This is a genomic window from Calidithermus terrae (assembly GCF_003574345.1).
GTDB classification, from domain to species: domain Bacteria; phylum Deinococcota; class Deinococci; order Deinococcales; family Thermaceae; genus Calidithermus; species Calidithermus chliarophilus.
The window spans coordinates 1-20,072 of record NZ_QXDL01000058.1 but is presented as its reverse complement, the minus strand read 5'-3'; the positions used below and the strand labels follow the sequence as shown (position 1 = coordinate 20,072).

The window sequence follows — 20,072 nt, the reverse complement described above, 5'->3', positions numbered from 1 at the left end:
GCCCAGCGGGCGTTGTTGGCGCCGCTGGGCCGTGATCATCACAGCACTCGTGATCGTGGTGAGCGTGCTGATCAGCCCGCAGCAGAACCCCTTCGGGCCGGAGTTCTGGGGGTCGTGAGGGGGGAAGCGGGCAGCCGGAGGGTATATCCCCCCCAGCCCCCCTTGCTAAGGGGGGTAAACAAAGGGCGTCTTGCGTCTTGCGTCTTGCGTTCGGCGTACGACGTACGACGCAGGACGTACGCCGTACGCCCCGCCCCTACACCCGCTTGAATAGCAGCGACGCGTTCATCCCCCCGAAGGCGAAGGAGTTCGACAGCACGTAGTCCACCTTCTGCTCGCGCGGGGTGTTGGGGATGTAGTCGAGGTCGAGCTCGGGGTCGGGGTCCTCGAGGTTGAGGGTGGGGGGAAGGACGCCGGAGGTGAGGGCCTGGATGCTGGCGACGGCCTCGGCGGCCCCGGCGGCGCCCAGGAGGTGCCCGGTCATGCTCTTGGTGGCGGTGACGGGGATTTGGTAGGCGCGCTCGCCGAAGACCTTCTTGATCGCCAGGGTCTCGGCACGGTCGCCCACGGGGGTCGAGGTGGCGTGGGCGTTGATGTGCCCGACCGCCTCGGGGCCTACCCTGGCGTCGCGCAGGGCGGCCTCCATGGCGAGCTTGGCCCCCATGCCCTCGGGGTGGGGCTCGGTGATGTGGTGCGCGTCGGCGCTGCGGCCGAAGCCGACGAGCTCGGCGTAGATGCGGGCGCCGCGGGCCCTGGCGTGCTCGTAGTCCTCCAGCACCAGCACGGCCGCGCCCTCGGAGAGCACGAAGCCGTCGCGGCTGGCGGAGAAGGGGCGGCTGGCCTTCTCGGGCTCGTCGTTGCGGGTGGAAAGCGCCTTCATCACGCCGAAGCCGCCCATCGCCATGGGGGTCACGGCGGCCTCGCTGCCCCCGGCCAGCATCACCTCGGCGTCGCCGCGCTGGATGACGTAGTAGGCGCTGCCGATGGCGTCGGCGCCGGTGGTGCAGGCCGTGACCGAGGTGGAGCTCGGCCCCATCAGCCCGTACTTCATGGCGAGCTGGCCCGAGGCCATGTTGGCGATCATCATGGGGATGAAGAAGGGCGAGATGCGGTGAGCGCCGCGCTCGACGTACACCTTGGCCTGTGCCTCGAAGCTCTCCATGCCGCCGATCCCGCTGCCGAGGAGCGTGCCGATGCGGGTGCGGTCCTCGCGCTCGAGCTCGAGCCCGGCGTCCTCGAGCGCGAGCTGACCGGCGATGAGGGCGAGCTGCACGAAGCGGTCGAGGCGGCGCATCTCGCGCTTGTCGATGTAGGCTTCAACGTTGATGTCCACCTCGCCCGCGATCTGGGCGGGCAGTTGCGAGGCATCGAAGCGGGTGATGCGGCGGATGCCGCTCTTGCCCTCGAGCTGGGCCTTATGGAAGGCCTCCGCCCCGATGCCGATAGGAGTTACCGGCCCCATGCCGGTGACGACAACACGGCGCATGGCCTGAGTATAACGTGCCAAAATGTTGTGGGGCTTACGTTGCAAGGGGCGGGTGTCTCGGGTCGGGCGTGAGGGGGGCGGGCGCTGGGCGTACGTCCTGCGTCGTACGTCGTACGTCGTACGCCAAACGCCAAACACAAGACGCAAGACGCAAGACGCCCTTTGTTTACCCCCCTTAACAAGGGGGGTGGGGGGGATATACCCACCCCGCCGGCGGGGTGGGGGTTGCCACGGGCCACGAGCCACAAGCCACGGGCCTGTCGCTTACCGCGGACGGCCGGTAGCGGGCGGCTTCCCTCCCCCGCCGCGTGCCTTTTCGTGTGCCCTCGAGGCGAAGTACTCGCTCGAGCACGGGAAAGGCTCGTCCGGTGGGTCGAGGGGCTGTGGGGTCGGGTGAGCGCGTGAACCTTTGGGCTCGGGTTCGCGGACGGGGTATGGCAGCATGGCCGGTCCTTCCTGTTCTGACGTCCCGAGTTTGCGGCGGGGAGGTGCTCACCGGCCAGACTAAAAATTGATCAGCCCGGCCTGCTCTTGCTCAGGCCGGGCTTCGCGCCGGCGGCTGGCGGCTTTCAGCGGGCGCAGAGGGTCCACTCGCGGTCCTGGTCGAAGAGCCACTTCCGCTCGAGCCGCTGCCCCTGCCCGGCGCCGAGCCCTTCGGCCAGCAGGGTGTGCTCGCCGGGGGTGATGCCCTCCAGGCGCAGCGAGCGGTTGGGGGTCACGCTCCCCCGCGCCACCCCGTCGAGGTAGACCCGGACGCTGAAGCTGCACAAGTTGGTGACGTGCAGGCGGAAGCTCGGCGGGGGGTTGGACGGGGGCTCTGCCGCAGGCGCTCGGGTGGTGGGGGCACAGCCCGCCAGGGACAGCAGGAAAACAACCGGTAGGACAAACCAGGGCTGCCGTTTCATGGTGCGAACCTCGTAGCAGATCCAGGATACAGCAGGCCAGCGCGCCGCTGCGAGGACGCCCATGATCTCCGGGCACGGGCCTGCATAGGAACTACCGGCAGGCTTCCTAGTAAACCCGCCCCCCCAGCGGGACCTCGCGCTCGGGCTCGAGCAGCACCACCCGGCCCTCGGCGTCGGGGAGGCCCAGCACCAGCACCTCGGAGGTGAAGCCCGCGACCTTGCGGGCGCCCAGGTTCACCGCGGCGACGACCAGGCGCCCGACCAGCGCCTCGGGCGTGTAGAGCGCGGTGAGCTGGGCCGAGCTGGCCTTCTCGCCCAGCGGGCCGAAGTCGATCCAGAGTTTGTACGCGGGCTTGCGGGCTTCGGCGTTGACCTCGGCCCGCAGCACCCGCCCCACGCGCAGGTCCAGCAGTTCGAAGGCTTGCAGCGGCGTCATGGCGTGGGCATCATACGGCCGGCGAGGCTTGGTGATCACCCACCGAATCGGGGCCCGGCCGGGCAACGTATACTCTCAGGCGTGCAACGCCTTCTGGATCAGGCCGCCGAAATCCTGCAGGACGCCCGCGACACGGCGCCGGCGGAGGCGGCCGGCAAGCTCAAGGAAGCCCTCTCGCTGCTCGAGGCCGCCCGCCCCGGCAGCGAGCGCGACGGCCTGATGGCGCTGGCCTACCTGCGGCTGGCGCAGGCGCAAAAACGCCTGGGCAACCCCGCCGAGGCCGAGCGGGCGTTCATGCTGGGCTACAGCTACGCGCGCACCTCGCGCGAGGACCGGGTGCGGCGCTTCGCGGAGAAGCTGCGGGAAGAGCTCGAGAGCAGCCCCTGAAGCGGGGCCGATTTCAGCGAGGGAATGAAGCTATGAGTCAGTTGTTGGGCGACATCGCCGCCGTCTTAATCGCCTTGTCGGGGGTCGCGGTCATCGTCGGGGTGGTGCTGATCCGGCGGGGCGACCGGGTCCGGCACCCGCGGGCCATGCTCACGGCCACCGCGCTGGCCGGGCTGTTCCTGGTGTTCTACCTGCTCAAGTGGGGCCTCTACGGCACCACCCGCTACGCCGGGCCCGAGGAGTGGCGCGGGGCCTACTACGCCCTGCTGTTGAGCCACACCGTGCTGGCGGCCGTCAACGGCCCGCTGGTACTGTGGCTGCTCTACAACGCCTTCAAGGGCCGCTTCGGCGTCCACAAGGCCTGGGCCCGCTGGACGGTCCCGGTGTGGCTCTACGTCGCGGCCACGGGCTGGGTCATCGATCAGGTGCTGGCGCGGTACGGGGAGAGCGCGGGGGGCATCGGGTTTTAGGGGAGGCAGCTTCCCCAGCCGTGAGCCGCCCTTAAAACCCCGCTCACGCCTCGCGCCGCACCAACCGCTCGAGCAGTTCCAACACCCCGGCGGCCGCCTGCGGTTCGGGTAGCTCGGCCAGGACGGGCCTCAGGGCCTCCAGGCCCTCGCCCAGCATCCCCTCGGCCACCCGGCGGGCGTGCTCGACCGCGCCGGACTCGAGGATGCGCCGGTGCAGCCAGTCCACCTCGGCGGCGGGCTTTCGCTCGCGGGGCAGGCGCAGCAGGGCCTCGGCCCTCGAGCGCTCCTCGGGCACAGCCTGGCGCAGGAAACGCAGCAGGATGAGGGTGCGCTTGCCCTCCCAGAGGTCGCCCGCGATCTCCTTGCCGTACTTCTCGCGCTCCCCGGCCAGGTTGAGCACGTCGTCAACGATCTGGAAGCCCAGGCCCAGCTTCATCCCGGCCTCCTCGAAGGCCGCCGGCGGCTCGGCGAGCGCGGCCAGCGCCCCCAGCCGCAGGGGGGCCACCGCCGTGTAGTAGGCCGCCTTCTGGCCGCACATCTCGAGGTAGTCGGCCTCGGTGAGGTCGAGGCGCTGGCGCTCGACCCAGGTCATCTCGAGGTGCTGCCCCTCGGCGGTGCGCTCGACCAGGCGGGCGAACTCGAGCAGCACCCCCCGCGGGGCCTCGGCCTCGACGAGCAGCGACCACATGCGCGCGTGCAGCGCGTCGCCGGCGTTGAGCGCCAGCGGCATGCCGTAGAGCTTGTGCAGCGCGGGCTTGCCCCGGCGCTCGTCGGAGGCGTCCTCGATGTCGTCGTGGATGAGGGCCCAGTTCTGGAAGAGCTCGAGGGCCGCCGCCACCGGCAGCAGCCGCTCGAGGGGGGCCCCGTAGGCCAGGCCGGTGTAGCACAGCAGGCTGCCGCGCAGCATCTTGCCCCCGCGCTCGGGGTAGTCGCGCAGCAGGCGGGCATACTCGGCGAGCTCGGGACGGGGGGCGGCTTCGGGGCGCGGGAGGGCCTCCAGCATGCGCTGCTGGATGGCCTCGCGCAGGCGGCCGGGCGTGAGCATAGCTGCAACAATACCGCCTCCGGGCGCGGGCGGGAATGCCGGTCGGGGTTGCGTGAGCCGCGCCGCGACTTAGCGCCGGCTCAGGCCCGGGTCAGTCGGGCTTCAAAGCCGCCGCCTACGCTCAGACGCATGGCCGAACCCCTCAAGCACCCCCTGGCCCCCGAGGAGCGCGTCGGCTACGCGCTGGTGGGGATCGGCAAGCTGGCCGAGGAGGAGATCCTGCCCGCGCTCGAGGCCTCCAAGCGCTCGCGCCTGGCCGCGCTGGTGACCTCCGACCTCGAGGACGGCAAAAGGCTCGCCCGGCGCTACGGGCTCCCCCCGGAGGCCGTCTACGGCTACGACGACTACGACCGCCTCGCCGACAACCCCGGCGTGCACGCGGTCTACATCATCCTGCCCAACCACCTGCACGAGGACTACACCGTGCGGGCGGCGCGCATGGGCAAGCACGTGCTGTGCGAGAAGCCCATGGCCAACAGCGTGGCCGAGGGCGAGCGCATGATCGCCGCCTGCCGCGCGGCGGGCGTGAAGCTGATGATCGCCTACCGCTGCCAGTACGAGCCGCACCACTGGGCCGTGCGCGAGATGGTGCAGCAGGGCCGCCTCGGCGCGGTCAAGCTCGTCGAGAGCGTGCACTGCCAGGTGGAGAGCGATCCCGGCGAGTGGCGGCTGAAGCGGAAGGAGGCGGGCGGCGGGCCGCTGGTGGACATCGGCGTCTACAGCCTCAACACCATCCGCTTCGTGCTGGGCCTCGAGCCCGTCGAGGTCTTCGCCCAGACCTACGCCACGCCGGATGACCCGCGCTTCCGCGAGGTCGAGGAGCAGATGGGCTGGCAGATGCGCTTCGGCAACGGCGTCCTGGCCGCCTGCCTCACCGGCTACTCGGCCTTCCGCTCCAGCCGCTACCGCCTCTACGCCGAGGGGGGCTGGGTGGGCCTGGACCCCGCCTTCGACTACCGCGGCCTGCGCCTGTCGCTGGGCCGCGAGGAGGGAGGGCAGCAGGTGGTGGAGGAGCGCCGCTTCCCCGCCCCCAACCAGTTCGCCCTCGAGCTCGACCACTTCGCCCGCTGCATCCAGGAAGACCTCACCCCCTTCACCCCCGGCGAGGAAGGGCTGCAGGACCTGCGCCTCGTCGAAGCGCTCTACGCCTCGGCCCGGACGGGGCGCCCGGTGCGGCTCGAGGCGCCGGATAAGCCGGACGCGTTCCGGGGGGAGCGGCCTTAGGGGGTCGGGCGCGGGGCGCACGTCCTGCGTCGTACGTCGTAAGCGAAACGCCAAACGCAGAACGCAAGACGCCTTCGCTTTGGCCCTCGGCCTTGGACCCTCGACAAACCGCGACGGGCCACCCGCTACAAGCTGATGGCTGACCGCTTATCGCTTCACCAGACTCCGTTCCTGAACGAGTTCCGCGAGGCCCTCGAGCAGTTCCTTGAGGAACTTGCGGCTGTTCTCGTCGGTGAGGCGGCCGGAGGCGTCGAATTTTTGCTTGGCGTTGGCGATCAGAACCTCAGGGCTGGGGACTAAGGGCATCTCGAGCGCGGCGCAGATCTCGCGCAGGTGCATCTGGGCGCGGGCCGTGCCGACCATGCCGGTCGAGGCGCCCGCGGCGGCGGCGGGTTTGCCCTGCAGCGGGGGTGAGGACCCGCGGGAGGCCCAGTCGAGGGCGTTCTTGAGCACCCCGGAGACCGAGTGGTTGTACTCGGGGCTCAGCAGCAGCACCGCGTCGGCGGCGCGGATGGCGCGGTGCAGGCGCTCTACCGGCTCGGGGAACTGGGCCGCGTCGTGCAGGTCGGCGTTGTAGAGGGGCAGCAGGGCGAGGTCGAAGGCCTCGAGCTTCATCCCCCTGGGGGCGAGTTCCCGCGCGGCCTCGAAGAGCTTGCGGTTGTAGGAGTCCTTGCGCAGGCTCCCGACCAGGGCCAGGACTTGCATGGACTTCATCTCGGCACCTCCTCTCCCCAAGCTGCCACGCCCGGCTGTACGCCCTCTGACCTCGGCCTGATGTGCCCCTGAGACAGTGGGCGATTTACATTATCTGAGTCTTTATGTATCATTTTTTCTGCAATGGCATTCGGGCCTGCGCTAAGGGTGAGTACGGCCACCGAGCTTTCGAGCTTGCCTCTGGTTGTAGCGCCTTCAACGTGTGCGCTACACTGACCCACAAGGAGGCCACAAATGGGTATTCTGGATCGCCTGAGCCGCTTAATTCGCGCCAACATCAACGACCTCATCAAACGCGCCGAGGACCCCGAGAAGATCATCGAGCAGGCCCTGGAGGACATGCGCGCCGCGCTGCGCGACGCCCGGGAGGAAGTCGCGAGCACCATGGCCGAGCAGAAGAAGCTCGAGCGCGAGCAGCAGAGCTACGCCGAGCAGATGCGCGCGTGGGAGAACAAGGCCGCCGAGGCGCTGCGCTCGGGCCGCGAGGACCTCGCCCGCGAGGCCCTCAAGCGCAAGCAGCAGGCCCAGACCCTCTCCGAAGGCTTCGCCCAGCAGGTCGCCCAGCAGAGCAGCTTAGTGCAGCAGCTCATGACCCAGCTCAAGGCCCTCGAGGCCAAGATCCAGGAGTCGGAGGCCAAGAAGGCCCTGCTCGTCGCCCGCAAGAAGGGCGTCGAGGCCGCCGAGACCGTGCGCCGCTTCGAGTCGAAGGTAGACACCCACTCCGCCGTCGAGGCCTTCGAGGACATGGAGCGCCGCATCGAGGCCATGGAGGACAAGCACCACGCCATGGCCGAGATGGACCGCAACGACATCGATAAGGAGCTCGAGGACCTGGGCGCCGACAAGGCCGTTGACGACGACCTCGCCCGCCTCAAGCGCGAGCTGGGCATGAGCGGTTGAGCCGCGCGGGGGCTTAACCCTTCCGCCAACGTGAGCCCCGACCGGGTCCTTCCCCCGGTCGGGGTGCACAATTAGGCCATGCTGGTCCTGGGCGAGGTGCTGTTGCTGCTGGCCGTGCTGGCGCTGACGGTCTGGGTCTTGTCCACGCCTGCCCCACCGCCCCAGGACGAGCGCCTCGAGCGGGCCCTGGCCGGGCTGCGCCGCCAGCAGCCCCGGCTGGGCAGGGCGCTGCGGGGGATGGTCGGCAGCGCCCTGCGCTACGGCCGCGAGCTGCGCGGCCTGCGGCGGGAGATGAGCGAGCTCGAGCGCCACCTGGCCGCCCCGCAGACCGCCGGGGGCTCGGCGGGCTCGACCGCCCGCGAGCGGCTGCAGGAGCGCTACCGGCAGCTCGGCCGCACCTACGAGGAGGGGGTGGAGCTGCTGGAGAGCCTGGAGGCCGAGCTGTTGCTGTGGCAGGGGCCCGAAACCCCCAAAGGCTTCGCCGAGCTCGAGGCGCTGCGCTCGAGCCTGCGCGAGCTGCTCAGCCGCCCCGCCGATGGCTGAGGGCCGGCCCGTCTCACGCGGAGCTGAACTGCGCAGGAGGGCAGGGAAAGTAAACTGGTGGGCATGAAGTTCGCGGTGCGTTCCTGGGCCCTTCTGGCCCTTTCCCTGGGCGTGCTGGCGGCCTGCGTGCCCCAGAGCAACCCCAACAACAACCAGCCCGACGTCACGCTGAGCGCCAGCCAGACCTACTTCCCCTCCCAGACCGGCGTGCAGTGGACCTACCTGCCCCAAGACGTCGCCCCCAACGACCCGCCCTACCGCCTCACCGTGCTGGGGCCCGCCCCCTTCGGCGACCAGATCGCGGTGAAGTACCGCTTCGCCGGGCGCGGGGTGCAGAAGGACTATTACCGCCAGATCACCACCGCCGGCGTGCGGCTGCTGGGCTACGAGGACACCGTCTCCACCGCCGTCACCCGCTTCAACCCGCCCATGCTCGAGTACCCCCCGCAAGCCCAGATCGTCGCCGGGGCCCGCTGGGGCGGCACCACCGCGGTCGAGTCAACCATCTACCCCCCCAACGCCCGGCCCCAGGTGATCTACAAGGAGACCATCGAGTACAGCTACCGCATCCTGGGCAAGGAGAAGGTGCGGGTGCGGGCGGGGGAGTTCGAGGTCTTCCGCGTGCAGTTCGAGGCCAGGGGCAGCGGCGGGGCCACCGACAGCCGCGAGGTGTGGTTCGTGCCGGGGATCGGCGAGATCCGCACCAAGGAGGGCTTTGTGTTGGCTGCGCGTAATTTCGGCTAGTCTCAGGCGCTAAAGTCTTGGGAAAGGGGGCCCTAGTGGTACTCGACAAAGTCAACAGCCCAGCCGACCTCAAAGCGCTCAGCGAAGACGAGCTACTGGCCCTGGCCGAGGAACTCCGCAGCGAGATCATCCGGGTGTGCGCCCAGAACGGCGGGCACCTGGCCTCCTCGCTGGGCGCGGTCGAGCTGGTCGTGGCGCTGCACAAGGTCTTCGACTCCCCCCGCGACCGCATCCTCTTCGACGTGGGTCACCAGGCTTACGCCCACAAGATCCTCACCGGCCGCAAGGAGGTCTTCCACACCATCCGCCAGGAGGGGGGCATCTCCGGCTTCACCAAGGTCAGCGAGTCGGAGCACGACGCCATCACCGTGGGCCACGCCAGCACCTCCCTCGCCAACGCCGTCGGCATGGCCATCGCCCGCGACACCCTGGGCGAGGACTACCAGATCGTCAGCGTCATCGGCGACGGCGCGCTCACCGGGGGCATGGCCCTGGCCGCGCTCAACGTCATCGGCGAGCAGCGGCGCAAGATGCTCATCGTGCTCAACGACAACGAGATGAGCATCAGCGAGAACGTGGGCGCGCTCAACCGCTTCTTCAAGGAGTTGCAGGTGAAGAAGTGGGTGCAGGACACCGAGAAGTGGGGGCGGGGGGTGCTCGAGACCATCTCCCCCAAGCTCTTCAACCTCGTAGACCGCGCCAAGGAGGCGGCCAAGCTGGTGCTGCACCAGGAGAACCCCTTCTACGCCTGGGGCGTGCGCTACGTGGGGCCGGTGGACGGGCACAACCTCAAGGGCTTGGTGCACCTGCTGCACGAGCTCAAGGAGCTCGACGGGCCCACCATCCTGCACATCGTCACCCAGAAGGGCAAGGGCTACACCGTGGCCGAGGCCGACCCCATCTACTGGCACGGCCCGCCCGGCTTCAACCCCGACAAGCCCGAGAAGGTCTCCAAGGGCTACTCCTGGTCGGCGGCCTTCGGCGACGCGGTGACCGAGCTCGCCCACCTCGAGCCCCGCCTCTTCGTCATCACCCCGGCCATGCGCGAGGGCTCGGGGCTGGTGCGCTACTCCCAGACCCACCCCGCCCGCTACCTCGACACCGGCATCTGCGAGGACGTGGCCGCCACCGCCGCCGCGGGCATGGCCCTGCGCGGCCTCAAGCCGGTGCTGGCGATCTACTCCACCTTCTTGCAGCGGGCCTACGACCAGGTGATCCACGACATCGCCATCGAGAACCTCGACGTGGTGCTCGCCGTGGACCGCGCGGGCATCGTGGGCGGCGACGGCGCGACCCACAACGGCGTCTTCGACGTCGCCTACCTCCGCACCGTCCCCAACGTGCAGATCGCGGCCCCGAAGGACGCCCTCGAGCTACGGGCCATGCTCAAGGAGGCCCTGCGGCGCGGCGGCCCCGTCGCCATCCGCTACGCCCGCGACAACGTGGAGCGGGTGGCGGAGGGGAGCTGGCCCGAGATCGAGTGGGGCCGCTGGGAGGTGCTGAAGGAGGGTTCGAAGGCCTACGTCCTGACCTTCGGCAAGACCCTCAAGTACGCCCTCGAGGCCGCCGGCGACAACCCCGAAGTCGGCGTGGTCAACGCCCGCTTCCTCAAGCCGCTCGACCGCGAGCTGCTGGAGAAGCTGGCCCTGGAGGGCTACAAGCTCGTCACGGTGGAGGACCACCAGAAGATGGGCGGCTTCGGCTCGGCGGTGCTCGAGGCGCTGGGCGAGCTGGGCCTCAAGCCCGACCTGCGGGTGCTGGGCCTGCCCGACCAATTCTTCGACCACGGCTCCATCCCCCGCATGCACCGCGAGGCCGGCATTGACGCGGCGGGCATCCTCGAGGCCCTGGCGCAGATGGGGGTGCGGGTGCGCGAGGTGGGGGCTAGGGATTGAGGTTGATGGTTGATGGCCGATAGCTGATAGCTAAAGGCAAAACGCCAGACGCTAGACGCGGGTCGTGCGTCTTACGTCCTACGTCCTACGCCGTACGCAAAACGCGAAACGCAAGACGCCTAGGCCCTCGACGCCGGAGGGGAGGGGTGCCTTTCACCACAGGCCACGAGCCTCCTTCACCCCAGCCTCGAGCCCGCCTCCAGCCGTGCCCCACGGGCCCAATCGGCGGCGGGCATGGGTTTTTTGCCTTCCGGCTGGACTTGCTGGAGCAGGATGGCCCCGTTCCCCGTCGCTACGGCGACGCCGCTCGAGTCCACCCCCAGCACCGCTCCGGGCTCTCCCCTGCCCTCCACAGGCCGCATGGACAGCACCTTGACCCGCTTCCCTGAGGGCTCGGGCCGCGGACCGCTACCCCCCGTATCGAGCCGCGGACCGCTACCCCCTGGGAGTTCAAACCAGCTCCCCGGCCAGGGCTGCACCCCCCGGTGGCGGTTGTAGATCTCGTGGGCCGGGCGCTCCCACACGACGCGGCCGTCGTCCTTCTCGAGCATGGGGGCGTGGGTGCCCTCGGCGGGCTGGGGGGTGAGGGTGAGGTGCTCGAGGCGTTCCAGGGCTTCCAGCAGCAGTTCGATGCCCTTGTCGCGCAGGCGCTCGGAGAGCTCGAGGGCGGTCTCGTGGGGGCCGACGGGGGTGTGGAACTTGCTCACCACGGGCCCGGTGTCCATGCCCGCGTCGGTCCGCATGATGCTCACCGCCGTCTCGGCGTCGCCGTTGATGAGCGTCCACTGCACGGGGGCGGGGCCGCGGTACTTGGGCAGGTCGGAGGGGTGGAGGTTGAGGAAGCCGTGGCGCGGGATCTCGAGCAGCTCGGCGGGCAGGATCTTGCCGTAGGCCGCCGTCACCGCCACCTCGAGGCCGAGGGCGCGGACGCGCTCGAGGAAATCGGGGTTCTTCCGCAGCTTCGCGGGCTTCTCCAGCGGCAGGCCCAGCTCGGCGGCGCGGCGGGCGACCGGGCAGGGGGTGAGCTCTAAGCCCCGGCCCGCGGGCTTGTCGGGCTGGGTGACCACCAGCAGCACCTCGTGGCGGCGGTACAGGGCCTCGAGCACCGGCACCGCCCAGGCGGGCGAGCCGAAGAAGGCCACCCGGCGCCGGGGGCCGGGGGCGGGCGGCTCAGCGGGGTTCACCGGGGTCTCCCGCCTTCAGCCCTTGGCCTTGAGCTCTTTGAGGAAGGCCTTGGCCTGCTTCTGGAAGCGGGCGAGGTCTTCGCGGTTGTCCTCGAGCCACTTCGACTTGAGCTCCTTGGGCAGGCGCTCGAAGTAAAGCACCCCGTCGAGGTGGTCGAGCTCGTGCTGGATGACCACCGCGTTGTAGCCCTCGGCCTCGTAGACCTTAGGCTCGCCCCGCTCGTCCTGGTACTCCACCCGCACCCGCAGGGCGCGGGGCACGTTCTCGGAGTAGAGGCCCGGGATCGAGAGGCAGCCCTCGGTGCCCACCTGCTGGCCCTCGCGGAAGGTGATGACCGGGTTGACCATCACGTGCGTCTCGCGCACCCGGGCCCTGAGGTCGGCGTCCTCGCCCTCCTCCTCGTCCTCCTCGTCGTCGAGGTATTCGGCCCACACGAACAGGCGCTGCGACAGGCCCACCTGGGGGGCGGCCAGGCCCACCCCCCGCGCTTCGAACATGGTCTCGAGCATGTTCTCGGCCAGGCGGGGGATCTCGGAAAAGTCGGTGACCTTGAGTGCCCGCTTGCGCAGCACCGGGTCGCCGAACAGACGCACGGTGTAGATCTCAGCCATAGGGAGTGGAAGGTGCCGACGGCTACCCTGCGTGGCCCTCGCGGGCCGCCATCAGCGGCCGGGTCTTACCCCGGCTTCCGGCTTATTGTACGCGCTCGACCCTGAAAGTTCCCGTGACCCCGTTCACCGCCTGGACCCCGGGCGGCAGCACCAGCTCCAGCGGGGCCTCGAAGCGCCCGGCCTTGAGCGGGACCCTCGCCTCGACGCGCTCGAGCCGCCGCAGCACCTGGGGGTCGCCCTGCACCTCGACGCTGGGGGGGATGCTGGCCTCGAGCACCCGCCACCCCTGCGGCGCTCTCTGCAGGCGCAGGGGGAGCGTCCGGCGGGTGAGCAGCGGCCCCCGCTCGGTGACGCGCACGCGGTCGGGGGTGAGGATGAGGTCGTTGAGCGGGCGGCCCTCGGCGTCCACGGCGACGAGCACCACCACCTCGTCCTCCCCCTCGGCGTAGCCCACCGCGCGGTGGGCCTGCAAGACCAGGCTCAGGGGCCCCTTGGCCTGGACCACGGCGGGCTCCACCGTCAGCACCTCGCTGGGGTGCTGGGCCACGACCGGCAGGGTCTTGGTCTCGTAGCGCTCGACCCGGGCCTCGACGCGGGCGGGCTCGAGGCCCACCAGCTCGACCCCGGCGGGCAGCCCCACCCGCACGTCGCGGGTGAACTCGCCGCTGTCTACGCCCGAGAGGTCTACGTAGGCGTTGACCGGGTTGAGGTTGCTGCCCTCCAGGAGCCTCGAGGGCCCCCGCAACCGCAGCTGCACCTGCGCGGGCAGGCCCACCGCCACCCGGTCCTCGGCCAGGCCCAGCACCTGCAGGGGCCGGGTCAGGGCCCGCTCGGTCACCGGCTGGCTCTCGCGCAGCTGGAACCACAGCAGCGCCGCCGCCAGCAGCGCCAGCAGCTTGGACGGGAGGTTGTGCAGCAGGCGGCTCATCCCTCGCGCTCCTTCGGCCGCCACAGCCGGAAGCGCGCCTCGGCCAACGTGGGCGTGGCGATCTGCAGCCCCTCGCGGATGCGCTCGCGCAGCTCTACCGGCTGCAGCGGCGGCGACAGGCGGCCCCCGTCGGCCAGGCGCAGGGTGCCGCGCTCCTCGCTCACCACGATCACCAGCGCGTCCGAGACCTCGGAGAGGCCGATGGCGGCCTTGTGGCGCGTGCCCAGGTACTTCTCCTGCTTCTCCGACAGCGGGAACACGCACCCCGCCGCCAGGACGCGGTCGCCGCGCAGGATGGCCCCGCCGTCGTGCAGCGGGGTCTTGTTGAAGAACACGCTCTCCAGCAGCCGCGCCGAGAGGCGGGCGTCGAGGTTCTCGCCCGTGGCGGCGAACTCCCCCAGCGGGGTGTGGCGCTCGATGGCGATGAGGGCCCCGTAGCGCAGGGCGCTCAGGCGCTCGACCGCGCGCACGAGCTCGTTGAGCTGGGCATCGGCCAGGGGCTGGCGCTGCAGGCGGCCCCGCCCGATGCGCTCCAAGGCCCCCCGCAGCTCCGGCTGGAACACCACGATCAGCGCGAAAACCCCCAGCGTGGCCGCGTTGCCCAGCAGCCAGGCCAGGCTGTTGAGCCCCATGCGGCTGGCGACGAACCACACCAAGAGGTATACCAACAGCCCCCGCACCAGGTTGAGCGCCCGCGACTCCGCGATGAGAACGTAGAGGTAATAGAAGACCGTAGCGACCGCGAGAATGTCCAGAGCATCGCGCCACGTGAGCACCTCTACAGGTTACAGTCCCGGGCGCCCCGAAGTCTAAGCGTTATCTGAGTTGACTTATATGCGATCCGCATATATGCTTTTTGCATATAAGGTGCCCGCCGTGAGCCGCCGCAACGACCGCAACCGCCTCGAGGAGCAGCAATTCCTCGCCAGCTACGACCCCAGCCAGTTCGACCGGCCCTCGGTCACGGTGGACGTGGTGATCCTCACCCTGCGCGCCGGGCGCTTAGAGGTGCTGCTCACCCAGCGCAAGGAACACCCCTTCAAGGGCTTCTGGAGCCTGCCGGGCGGCTTCGTGGGGATGCAGGAGTCGCTCGACGAGGCGGCGGCGCGGGTCTTGCGGGAGAAGGGGGGCCTCGAGGGGGTCTACCTCGAGCAGCTCTACACCTTCGGCGCCCCCCGGCGCGACCCCCGCACCCGCGTCATCAGCGTGGCCTACTACGCCCTGGTAGAGGCGGGCCGCATCCAAGAGCGCGAGGGCAGTGCGCTGTTGCGCGTGGTGGTGCCCTGGGAGGGCGAGGCGGGCGGGCCGGTCGAGGTCGAGGGCGGCAGGAGCAGGCGGCACCCCCTGGCCTTCGACCACGCCGAGATCCTGGGGATGGCCGTCCGGCGCATCCGGGGCAAGCTCGAGTACGTCCCCATCGGCTTCGAACTGCTGCCCGAGCGCTTCACCCTGCGCCAGCTCCAGCAGGTGCATGAAGCCATCCTGGGCCGCAAGCTCAACAAGGACTCGTTCCGCCGCAAGGTGCTGGCCTCGGGCCGCCTCGAGCCCACCGGCGAGCTCGAGAGCGGCACCGGCTACCGGCCTGCCGAACTCTACACCTTCAAAAAGGACCGGCCATGACCCCCCTCCCCCCCGAACGGCTCAAACGCATCAGCAAGCGCCTGGCCCTGCACCTGCGCCACGACCCCGGCGGCCTGGGGCTCAGCCTCGAGCCCGGCGGCTGGGTGGGGGTGGAGGCGCTGCTCGAGGCCTTCTCCCGCAAGTACTTCCCCCTCTCGCGGGAGGCGCTCGAGCAGGCCGTGCGCGAGAACGACAAGCAGCGCTTCGCCTTCGACGATAGCGGCGAGCGCATCCGCGCCAACCAGGGGCACAGCGTCCCCGTGGACCTCGGGCTCGAGCCGCAGGCCCCGCCGGAGGTGCTCTATCACGGCACCGCCCGGCACAACCTCGAGCAGGTGCTCGCCAGCGGCCTCAAGCGCATGTCGCGCCATCACGTCCACCTCTCACAGGACGAGGAGACCGCGCTCAAGGTGGGCACCCGCCACGGCAAGCCCGTGCTGCTCAGGGTCCGGGCGCGGGAGATGCACGAAGCGGGCCACCTTTTCTACCGCTCGGCCAACGGCGTGTGGCTGGTGGACGAGGTGCCGCCGCAGTGGTTGGAGGTGCTTTAGCCATGGCACGCAACCGACGCGCCGAAATTGCTGCTGAAACCGTTAGGATCCTCGAGCAGGGCTTTTACCAGGCCCCCAGCGGGAAGCGAGTAGAGCTTGAAGCGGCCATGCGGTACTGCACCAACAACACTCAGCTCTACACCCCTGACGCCCTCGACCCCTTACTTCAAGACCTGCAAACTCGGCCAAGAAGGAGATTTCCGCAGACGCGCGTCGAGGTGACCAACGAAAGCAGCCTGGAGGCCGCACGGCGCATGGTCGCAGCATCCGATGAGCCTGTCATCTGTCTGAATTTTGCTTCGGCCAAAAATCCGGGCGGAGGTTTCCTGGGCGGAGCCCAAGCTCAAGAGGAAAGCCTGGCCCGATCCTCCGGGCTGTACTTCTCATTGCTGACTCAACCCCACTTTTACGAATTTCACCGGAAACAAGGCGACTTGCTTTACAGCGATCACATGATCTACTCGCCTAAAGTCCCCGTTTTTCGTACGGACGAGGGGACATTGCTTGAAGAACCTTACCTGCTCTCGTTCATCACGTCGCCTGCGCCAAATGCTGGGGCACTGGCCAAGAATCAGCCAGCGAGGTTGGGCGCAGTACTCGAGGTTCTAAAGGTCCGCAGTGAAAAAATCCTTGCTCTGGCTGTCCGCCTGGGCTATACCCGCATCATCCTGGGAGCTTGGGGTTGCGGGGTTTTCAAGAACTCCCCCGAGGAGGTGGCCTGGGCTTTCCACAGCCATCTGGCCGTGGGCGGTCTCTTTAACGATCGCTTCCAGGAAGTCGCTTTCGCCATCTTGGACAAGTCGGAGGCTGGCGCAACCTACGCCGCTTTCGCCCATTGGTTTGCTTCTTAGGAGAGCAGCATGGTCTTATTCCGCCCTGTAGGTCTACAAGAGCTCCGGCTCATCGCCGCTTCGGGGTATAGGGCTTTTCCCCCGCGACTGCCCGACCAGCCCATCTTCTACCCCGTGCTCAATTTCGAGTATGCCGAGCAGATCGCTCGAGACTGGAACACCAAGTACAACGACCCGCCCTGCGGCTTCGTGACGCGGTTCGAGGTGGATGACGAGTACGTGAGGCGGTTCCCTGTCCAGATCGCCGGAGCACGGGTGCATCAGGAGTTGTGGGTTCCGGCTGAGGAACTGGAGGAGTTCAACCGGCACATTATCGGCAGAATCACGGTGGCGGCGGCCTACTACGGCCCGGGCTTCAAGGGCGAGATTGACCCGAACACCAACCTTCCGGCTGAGCTATCGGAGGATAGATGATAAACCTCTTCGGCTTCGACGTTCCCGCCTGGGCCTTCGACTGGACCGGCTCGCTGTGCGTGGTGGTCTCGCTGGTGTTCCTCTTCGGCAAGCGCCTGGCCTACTGGCACTGGTCCAACGCCTCGCTGCTGCCCTACTTCCTGCTGTTCACGGCGGGCGGCCAGTGGATGCTGGCGGGCTTGCAGGTGACCTACCTGATCTTCGGGGTTCACGGGCTGTACCTGTGGCACCTCGAGCGGCGGCGCGACGCGGGCGAGATCCGCTTCAACGAGCCCTTGTGGTACAGCGTGACCTGGGTGGCGAGCCTCGCCATCTTCGCCTACACCGTCGCCGTCACCGACTTCTCGCAGGCGTGGAACTGGGTGCAGTTCGGCGCGGTCTCGCTGGCGCTGGTCGCCAACTTCGCCACCACGCGCAAGTGGGCGTGGGGCTGGCCGGTGTGGATCGGCGTGAACGCGGTGCAGGCGGTGTACTTCCAGCACCTGGGGCTTTGGGGCCTCTTCGGCCTGCAATTCGTGCTGGCGGGGATGAGCGTGTACGGCTGGCTCGAGTGGCGCCGCCAGGAACGCCACGGGCGGGCTCGGCGCCAGCAGCCCGCGGGGGCGTGAGGGCATGGGCCTGCCCGAAGACCTCCCCCCTTCCCGCCTCAACCTGGTGGTGGGCAAGTTCGCCCCGCTGCACAAGGGGCACCAGCTCCTGCTCGAGCGGGCCCTGCAGGACACCACCGGCCACGACTTCCTGGTGGTGCTCGTCTACTCCAACCCCGACTTCCCCGAGATGCCCTCGAGGGTGCGGGCCGAGTGGGTGCGGCAGCTCTACCCCCAAGCCCGCGTCTATGTCCCCGAAAACCCCCCGCCCAACGACGCCGACGACCTCACCCACCGCGAGTTCGTGCGGCGGTGGCTCGAGGCCCACTACGCGCCCCACCTGGAGAATGTTCACGTCTACACCAGCGAGGGCTACGGCGAAGGCTTCGCCCGGCACCTGGGGGCTCGGCACGTCACCGCCGACCCCCAGCGGCGGCGCTTCCCCATCTCGGGGAGCCAGCTGCGCGAGTGGCTGGCCGAATTCAAAGCCCGGACGCGGCTGGAGCTAATAGGCCAGAGCCTGTGGACCGACTACGGCCAGAGCTGGGAGGTGTTCTGCCGGGCCGGGGAATGGCTCGACGAGCGGGTGTGGCGCTCGCTGCAGCACTGGTACGCCCCGGTGCAGCGGGTGGTGTTCCTGGGGGCCGAGTCCACCGGCAAGACCACGCTGGCGCGGCGCATGGCGCAGGAGTACGGCACCCGCTGGGTCGAGGAGTACGGGCGCGAGCACTACGAGCGCCGGGGCGGGGTGATGGAGCTCTCGGACTACCTCGAGGTCGCCCAAAGGCACCGCGAGCTCGAGGACGAGGCCGCCACGCAGGCCAGGAATTACCTCTTCGTGGACACCAACGCCCTCACCACGCTCTTCTTCAGCTACTACTACAACCAAAGCGCCCTGCTCGAGCTGCACGCCCTGGCCCGGGAGTGCGCCGGGCGCTACCACCACACCTTCGTCTGCGCCGACGACATCCCCTTCGAGCAGGACGGCTGGCGCGACAACGAGACCTGGCGCGGGCGGATGCAGGGGCTGGTGCTGCACGACCTCGACGTGCGCGGCGTCCCCTACACCGTGGTGCGGGGGAGCCTCGAGCAGCGGGTGGCGCAGGTGCGGGCGGTGCTCGAGGGCCGTCCCCTGCCCGCCGAGCCCTTCCCCACCCGCCACCTGGGGCCGCGGCCTGCCTGAGACTTATACTCGGTCTCGTGACGCTGGATCCGGGGTTGGTGCGGGCTCGAGGGGCGCTCTCGAGCCTGTTTTTGTTGCACGGCTTCGTGGCGGCCTCCTGGGTGGCCCGCATCCCGGCGGTCTCGGAGGGGCTGGGCCTGGGGGCGGTGGTGCTGGGCACCGTCCTGATGGGCAACATGGCCGGTTCGCTGCTGGGCGGCTTCACCAGCGGCGGGCTGGTGGACCGCTTCGGCAGCCGCCGCGTCGCGCAGCTCGCGGCGCTGGCGGGCCTGGGGTCGCTGCTGTCGCTGGCCCTGCTGCCGAGCGCGGCCTTCCTGTTCGTGGGCCTGGGGGTCTACGGCCTGCTGATGAGCTACCTCAACATCGCCATCAACGCGCAGGCCACGGCGCTCGAGGCCCGCTACGGGCGGCCCATCTTCTCCAGCTTCCACGCCCTGTGGAGCCTGGGGGCGTTGCTGGGCGCCCTCTCGGGGGCGGCGCTGGCGGGGCTGGGGCTCGAGCCCTGGCTGCACTTCGCGCTGGTGGGGCTGGTGGGCGCGGCGACGGTGGGCGTGGGCGGTCGGTGGCTGCTCGAGACCCCGGTCCCCCCCATCCGCCGCGTCTTCGCGCTGCCGAGGGGGCCGCTGCTCTTCCTGGGGCTGATGGGCTTGTGCACCGCCATCAGCGACGGCTCGATCCCGGGCTGGAGCGGGGTGTACCTGCGCGGCCTGGGCGCGCCCGAGTCGGTCGCGGCCATGGGCTTCGCCGTGCACCAGAGCGTCATGCTGCTGGGCCGCCTGAGCGGCGACTGGCTCGCCGCCCGCTACGGCGCGGTGCGGGTGGTGCGCTTCGGGGCGCTGTTCGGCGGCCTTGGCCTGGCGCTGGGGGTGCTGAGCCAGAGCGTCGAGGGCGCCTTGCTGGGCATCGCCTGCATGGGCTGGGGCATGGCTACCCTCTTCCCCATGATGTTCGCCGCCGCCGCCAACACCCCCGGCCTCACCCCCGCCAGCGCCATCGCCAGCGTCTCCACCATGAGCACCCTGGGCGGCCTGCTGGGCCCCATCCTCCTGGGCGCCGTGGCCGAGGTCGGCGGCGTGCGCAGCAGCTTCCTCCTGGCCGCCACGCTCGCCGGGGTGGTGAGCTGGCTGGCGTTTTCGCTGTCGAGCTACAGGCCTCGAGGGTCGAGGGTCTAGGGCCGAGGGCCAGGCGTACGACGTAGGACGCAGGACACGCGTCTTGCGTTTTGCGTTTTGCGTTTGGCGTACGACGTACGACGTACGACCCGCGCCCGGCTATCGGCTATCAGCCATCGCCCCTATTCCATCCAACAAAAAATATTTTCCGCACACCATCTTGAGGCCGTTCTCGAGGTGTAATCTGAGGCTTGGGAGAAAGTCAAATGATCACGGACCTA

General features: G+C 69.4%; 23 protein-coding genes. 14 read left to right on the top strand and 9 right to left on the bottom strand.

The features are described from left to right. Positions 1-256: 256 nt before the first annotated feature. From fabF to Mterra_RS08635, 3 genes are all read right to left on the bottom strand, one after another. Positions 257-1,486, bottom strand: coding sequence for a beta-ketoacyl-ACP synthase II (gene fabF / locus Mterra_RS08645; RefSeq protein ID WP_119314833.1), 1,230 nt, complete (start codon positions 1,484-1,486; stop codon positions 257-259). A 569-nt stretch (positions 1,487-2,055) separates the two neighbouring features. Further along, a complete protein-coding gene (locus Mterra_RS21860; protein ID WP_147372612.1) occupies positions 2,056-2,391 on the bottom strand; it encodes a hypothetical protein in 336 nt (111 codons plus the stop codon). A 106-nt stretch (positions 2,392-2,497) separates the two neighbouring features. Continuing rightward, positions 2,498-2,827: a tRNA-binding protein gene (locus Mterra_RS08635; RefSeq protein WP_119314831.1), complete on the bottom strand. Its 330-nt coding sequence runs from the start codon at positions 2,825-2,827 to the stop codon at positions 2,498-2,500. A gap of 81 nt (positions 2,828-2,908) precedes the next feature. Here Mterra_RS08635 and Mterra_RS08630 point away from each other — a divergent pair, with 81 nt between their 5' ends. Together Mterra_RS08630 and Mterra_RS08625 are read left to right on the top strand one after the other, a co-directional pair. Beyond that, positions 2,909-3,214, top strand: coding sequence for a hypothetical protein (locus tag Mterra_RS08630; RefSeq protein ID WP_119314830.1), 306 nt, complete (start codon positions 2,909-2,911; stop codon positions 3,212-3,214). Between the two features lie 32 nt (positions 3,215-3,246). Next, positions 3,247-3,684 carry a DUF420 domain-containing protein gene (locus tag Mterra_RS08625; RefSeq protein ID WP_119314829.1) on the top strand — a complete coding sequence of 146 codons (438 nt, stop codon included), beginning with the start codon at positions 3,247-3,249 and terminating at the stop codon, positions 3,682-3,684. A gap of 43 nt (positions 3,685-3,727) precedes the next feature. Here the strand turns inward: Mterra_RS08625 and Mterra_RS08620 are convergent, their stop codons facing one another. After that, on the bottom strand, positions 3,728-4,729 hold the full coding sequence (locus tag Mterra_RS08620) for a polyprenyl synthetase family protein (RefSeq protein WP_119314828.1): 1,002 nt from the start codon (positions 4,727-4,729) through the stop codon (positions 3,728-3,730). A gap of 129 nt (positions 4,730-4,858) precedes the next feature. On the opposite strand from Mterra_RS08620, the gene Mterra_RS08615 reads away from it, so the two are divergent. Beyond that, positions 4,859-5,953: a Gfo/Idh/MocA family protein gene (locus Mterra_RS08615; RefSeq protein WP_119314827.1), complete on the top strand. Its 1,095-nt coding sequence runs from the start codon at positions 4,859-4,861 to the stop codon at positions 5,951-5,953. Between the two features lie 147 nt (positions 5,954-6,100). On the opposite strand, the gene Mterra_RS08610 is transcribed toward Mterra_RS08615, so the two are convergent. Then, on the bottom strand, positions 6,101-6,667 hold the full coding sequence (locus Mterra_RS08610; RefSeq protein WP_119314826.1) for an NADPH-dependent FMN reductase: 567 nt from the start codon (positions 6,665-6,667) through the stop codon (positions 6,101-6,103). Positions 6,668-6,901: 234 nt separating this feature from the next. On the opposite strand from Mterra_RS08610, the gene Mterra_RS08605 reads away from it, so the two are divergent. From Mterra_RS08605 to dxs, 4 genes are all read left to right on the top strand, one after another. Continuing rightward, entirely contained in the window at positions 6,902-7,567 is a 666-nt protein-coding gene (locus Mterra_RS08605; RefSeq protein WP_119314825.1) for a PspA/IM30 family protein, read from the top strand. A 78-nt stretch (positions 7,568-7,645) separates the two neighbouring features. Then, positions 7,646-8,110, top strand: a complete 465-nt coding sequence (locus Mterra_RS08600; RefSeq protein WP_119314824.1) for a hypothetical protein — start codon at positions 7,646-7,648, stop codon at positions 8,108-8,110. Between the two features lie 63 nt (positions 8,111-8,173). Beyond that, a complete protein-coding gene (locus Mterra_RS08595; RefSeq protein ID WP_119314823.1) occupies positions 8,174-8,854 on the top strand; it encodes a DUF3108 domain-containing protein in 681 nt (226 codons plus the stop codon). A gap of 35 nt (positions 8,855-8,889) precedes the next feature. Then, a complete protein-coding gene (gene dxs / locus Mterra_RS08590) occupies positions 8,890-10,749 on the top strand; it encodes a 1-deoxy-D-xylulose-5-phosphate synthase (protein WP_119314822.1) in 1,860 nt (619 codons plus the stop codon). A gap of 176 nt (positions 10,750-10,925) precedes the next feature. Here the strand turns inward: dxs and fmt are convergent, their stop codons facing one another. The 4 genes from fmt to cdaA all read right to left on the bottom strand — a co-directional run bounded on the left by fmt (position 10,926) and on the right by cdaA (position 14,249). Then, positions 10,926-11,933, bottom strand: a complete 1,008-nt coding sequence (gene fmt, locus Mterra_RS08585) for a methionyl-tRNA formyltransferase (RefSeq protein ID WP_170159605.1) — start codon at positions 11,931-11,933, stop codon at positions 10,926-10,928. A 15-nt stretch (positions 11,934-11,948) separates the two neighbouring features. After that, the gene (def, locus tag Mterra_RS08580) at positions 11,949-12,545 is read right to left on the bottom strand and encodes a peptide deformylase (RefSeq protein WP_119314821.1); all 597 of its coding nucleotides are present in this window, start codon (positions 12,543-12,545) and stop codon (positions 11,949-11,951) included. An 82-nt stretch (positions 12,546-12,627) separates the two neighbouring features. Further along, positions 12,628-13,473: a CdaR family protein gene (locus Mterra_RS08575; protein WP_119314820.1), complete on the bottom strand. Its 846-nt coding sequence runs from the start codon at positions 13,471-13,473 to the stop codon at positions 12,628-12,630. Beyond that, positions 13,470-14,249 carry a diadenylate cyclase CdaA gene (gene cdaA, locus Mterra_RS08570; protein ID WP_119314819.1) on the bottom strand — a complete coding sequence of 260 codons (780 nt, stop codon included), beginning with the start codon at positions 14,247-14,249 and terminating at the stop codon, positions 13,470-13,472. Before cdaA ends, Mterra_RS08575 begins: the two co-directional genes overlap by 4 nt. A gap of 100 nt (positions 14,250-14,349) precedes the next feature. Between cdaA and Mterra_RS08565 the strand changes: the two genes are divergently transcribed. The 7 genes from Mterra_RS08565 to Mterra_RS08535 are packed head-to-tail and all read left to right on the top strand — an operon-like array spanning position 14,350 to position 19,851. Continuing rightward, positions 14,350-15,093 carry an NUDIX hydrolase gene (locus tag Mterra_RS08565; protein ID WP_245971575.1) on the top strand — a complete coding sequence of 248 codons (744 nt, stop codon included), beginning with the start codon at positions 14,350-14,352 and terminating at the stop codon, positions 15,091-15,093. Continuing rightward, positions 15,090-15,644 carry an RNA 2'-phosphotransferase gene (locus Mterra_RS08560; RefSeq protein WP_119314817.1) on the top strand — a complete coding sequence of 185 codons (555 nt, stop codon included), beginning with the start codon at positions 15,090-15,092 and terminating at the stop codon, positions 15,642-15,644. The genes Mterra_RS08565 and Mterra_RS08560 overlap by 4 nt, the downstream gene beginning before the upstream one ends. A gap of 2 nt (positions 15,645-15,646) precedes the next feature. Next, entirely contained in the window at positions 15,647-16,495 is an 849-nt protein-coding gene (locus Mterra_RS08555) for a TIGR02452 family protein (RefSeq protein WP_119314816.1), read from the top strand. A gap of 9 nt (positions 16,496-16,504) precedes the next feature. After that, positions 16,505-16,909 carry an ADP-ribosylation/crystallin J1 gene (locus tag Mterra_RS08550; protein ID WP_119314815.1) on the top strand — a complete coding sequence of 135 codons (405 nt, stop codon included), beginning with the start codon at positions 16,505-16,507 and terminating at the stop codon, positions 16,907-16,909. After that, positions 16,906-17,517 carry a nicotinamide mononucleotide transporter family protein gene (locus tag Mterra_RS08545; RefSeq protein ID WP_119314814.1) on the top strand — a complete coding sequence of 204 codons (612 nt, stop codon included), beginning with the start codon at positions 16,906-16,908 and terminating at the stop codon, positions 17,515-17,517. Before Mterra_RS08550 ends, Mterra_RS08545 begins: the two co-directional genes overlap by 4 nt. A gap of 4 nt (positions 17,518-17,521) precedes the next feature. Next, complete coding sequence (locus tag Mterra_RS08540) at positions 17,522-18,679, top strand: AAA family ATPase (protein ID WP_119314813.1); 1,158 nt, start codon at positions 17,522-17,524, stop codon at positions 18,677-18,679. Between the two features lie 17 nt (positions 18,680-18,696). Then, a complete protein-coding gene (locus Mterra_RS08535; RefSeq protein WP_119314812.1) occupies positions 18,697-19,851 on the top strand; it encodes an MFS transporter in 1,155 nt (384 codons plus the stop codon). The last annotated feature ends 221 nt before the right edge of the window (positions 19,852-20,072 follow it).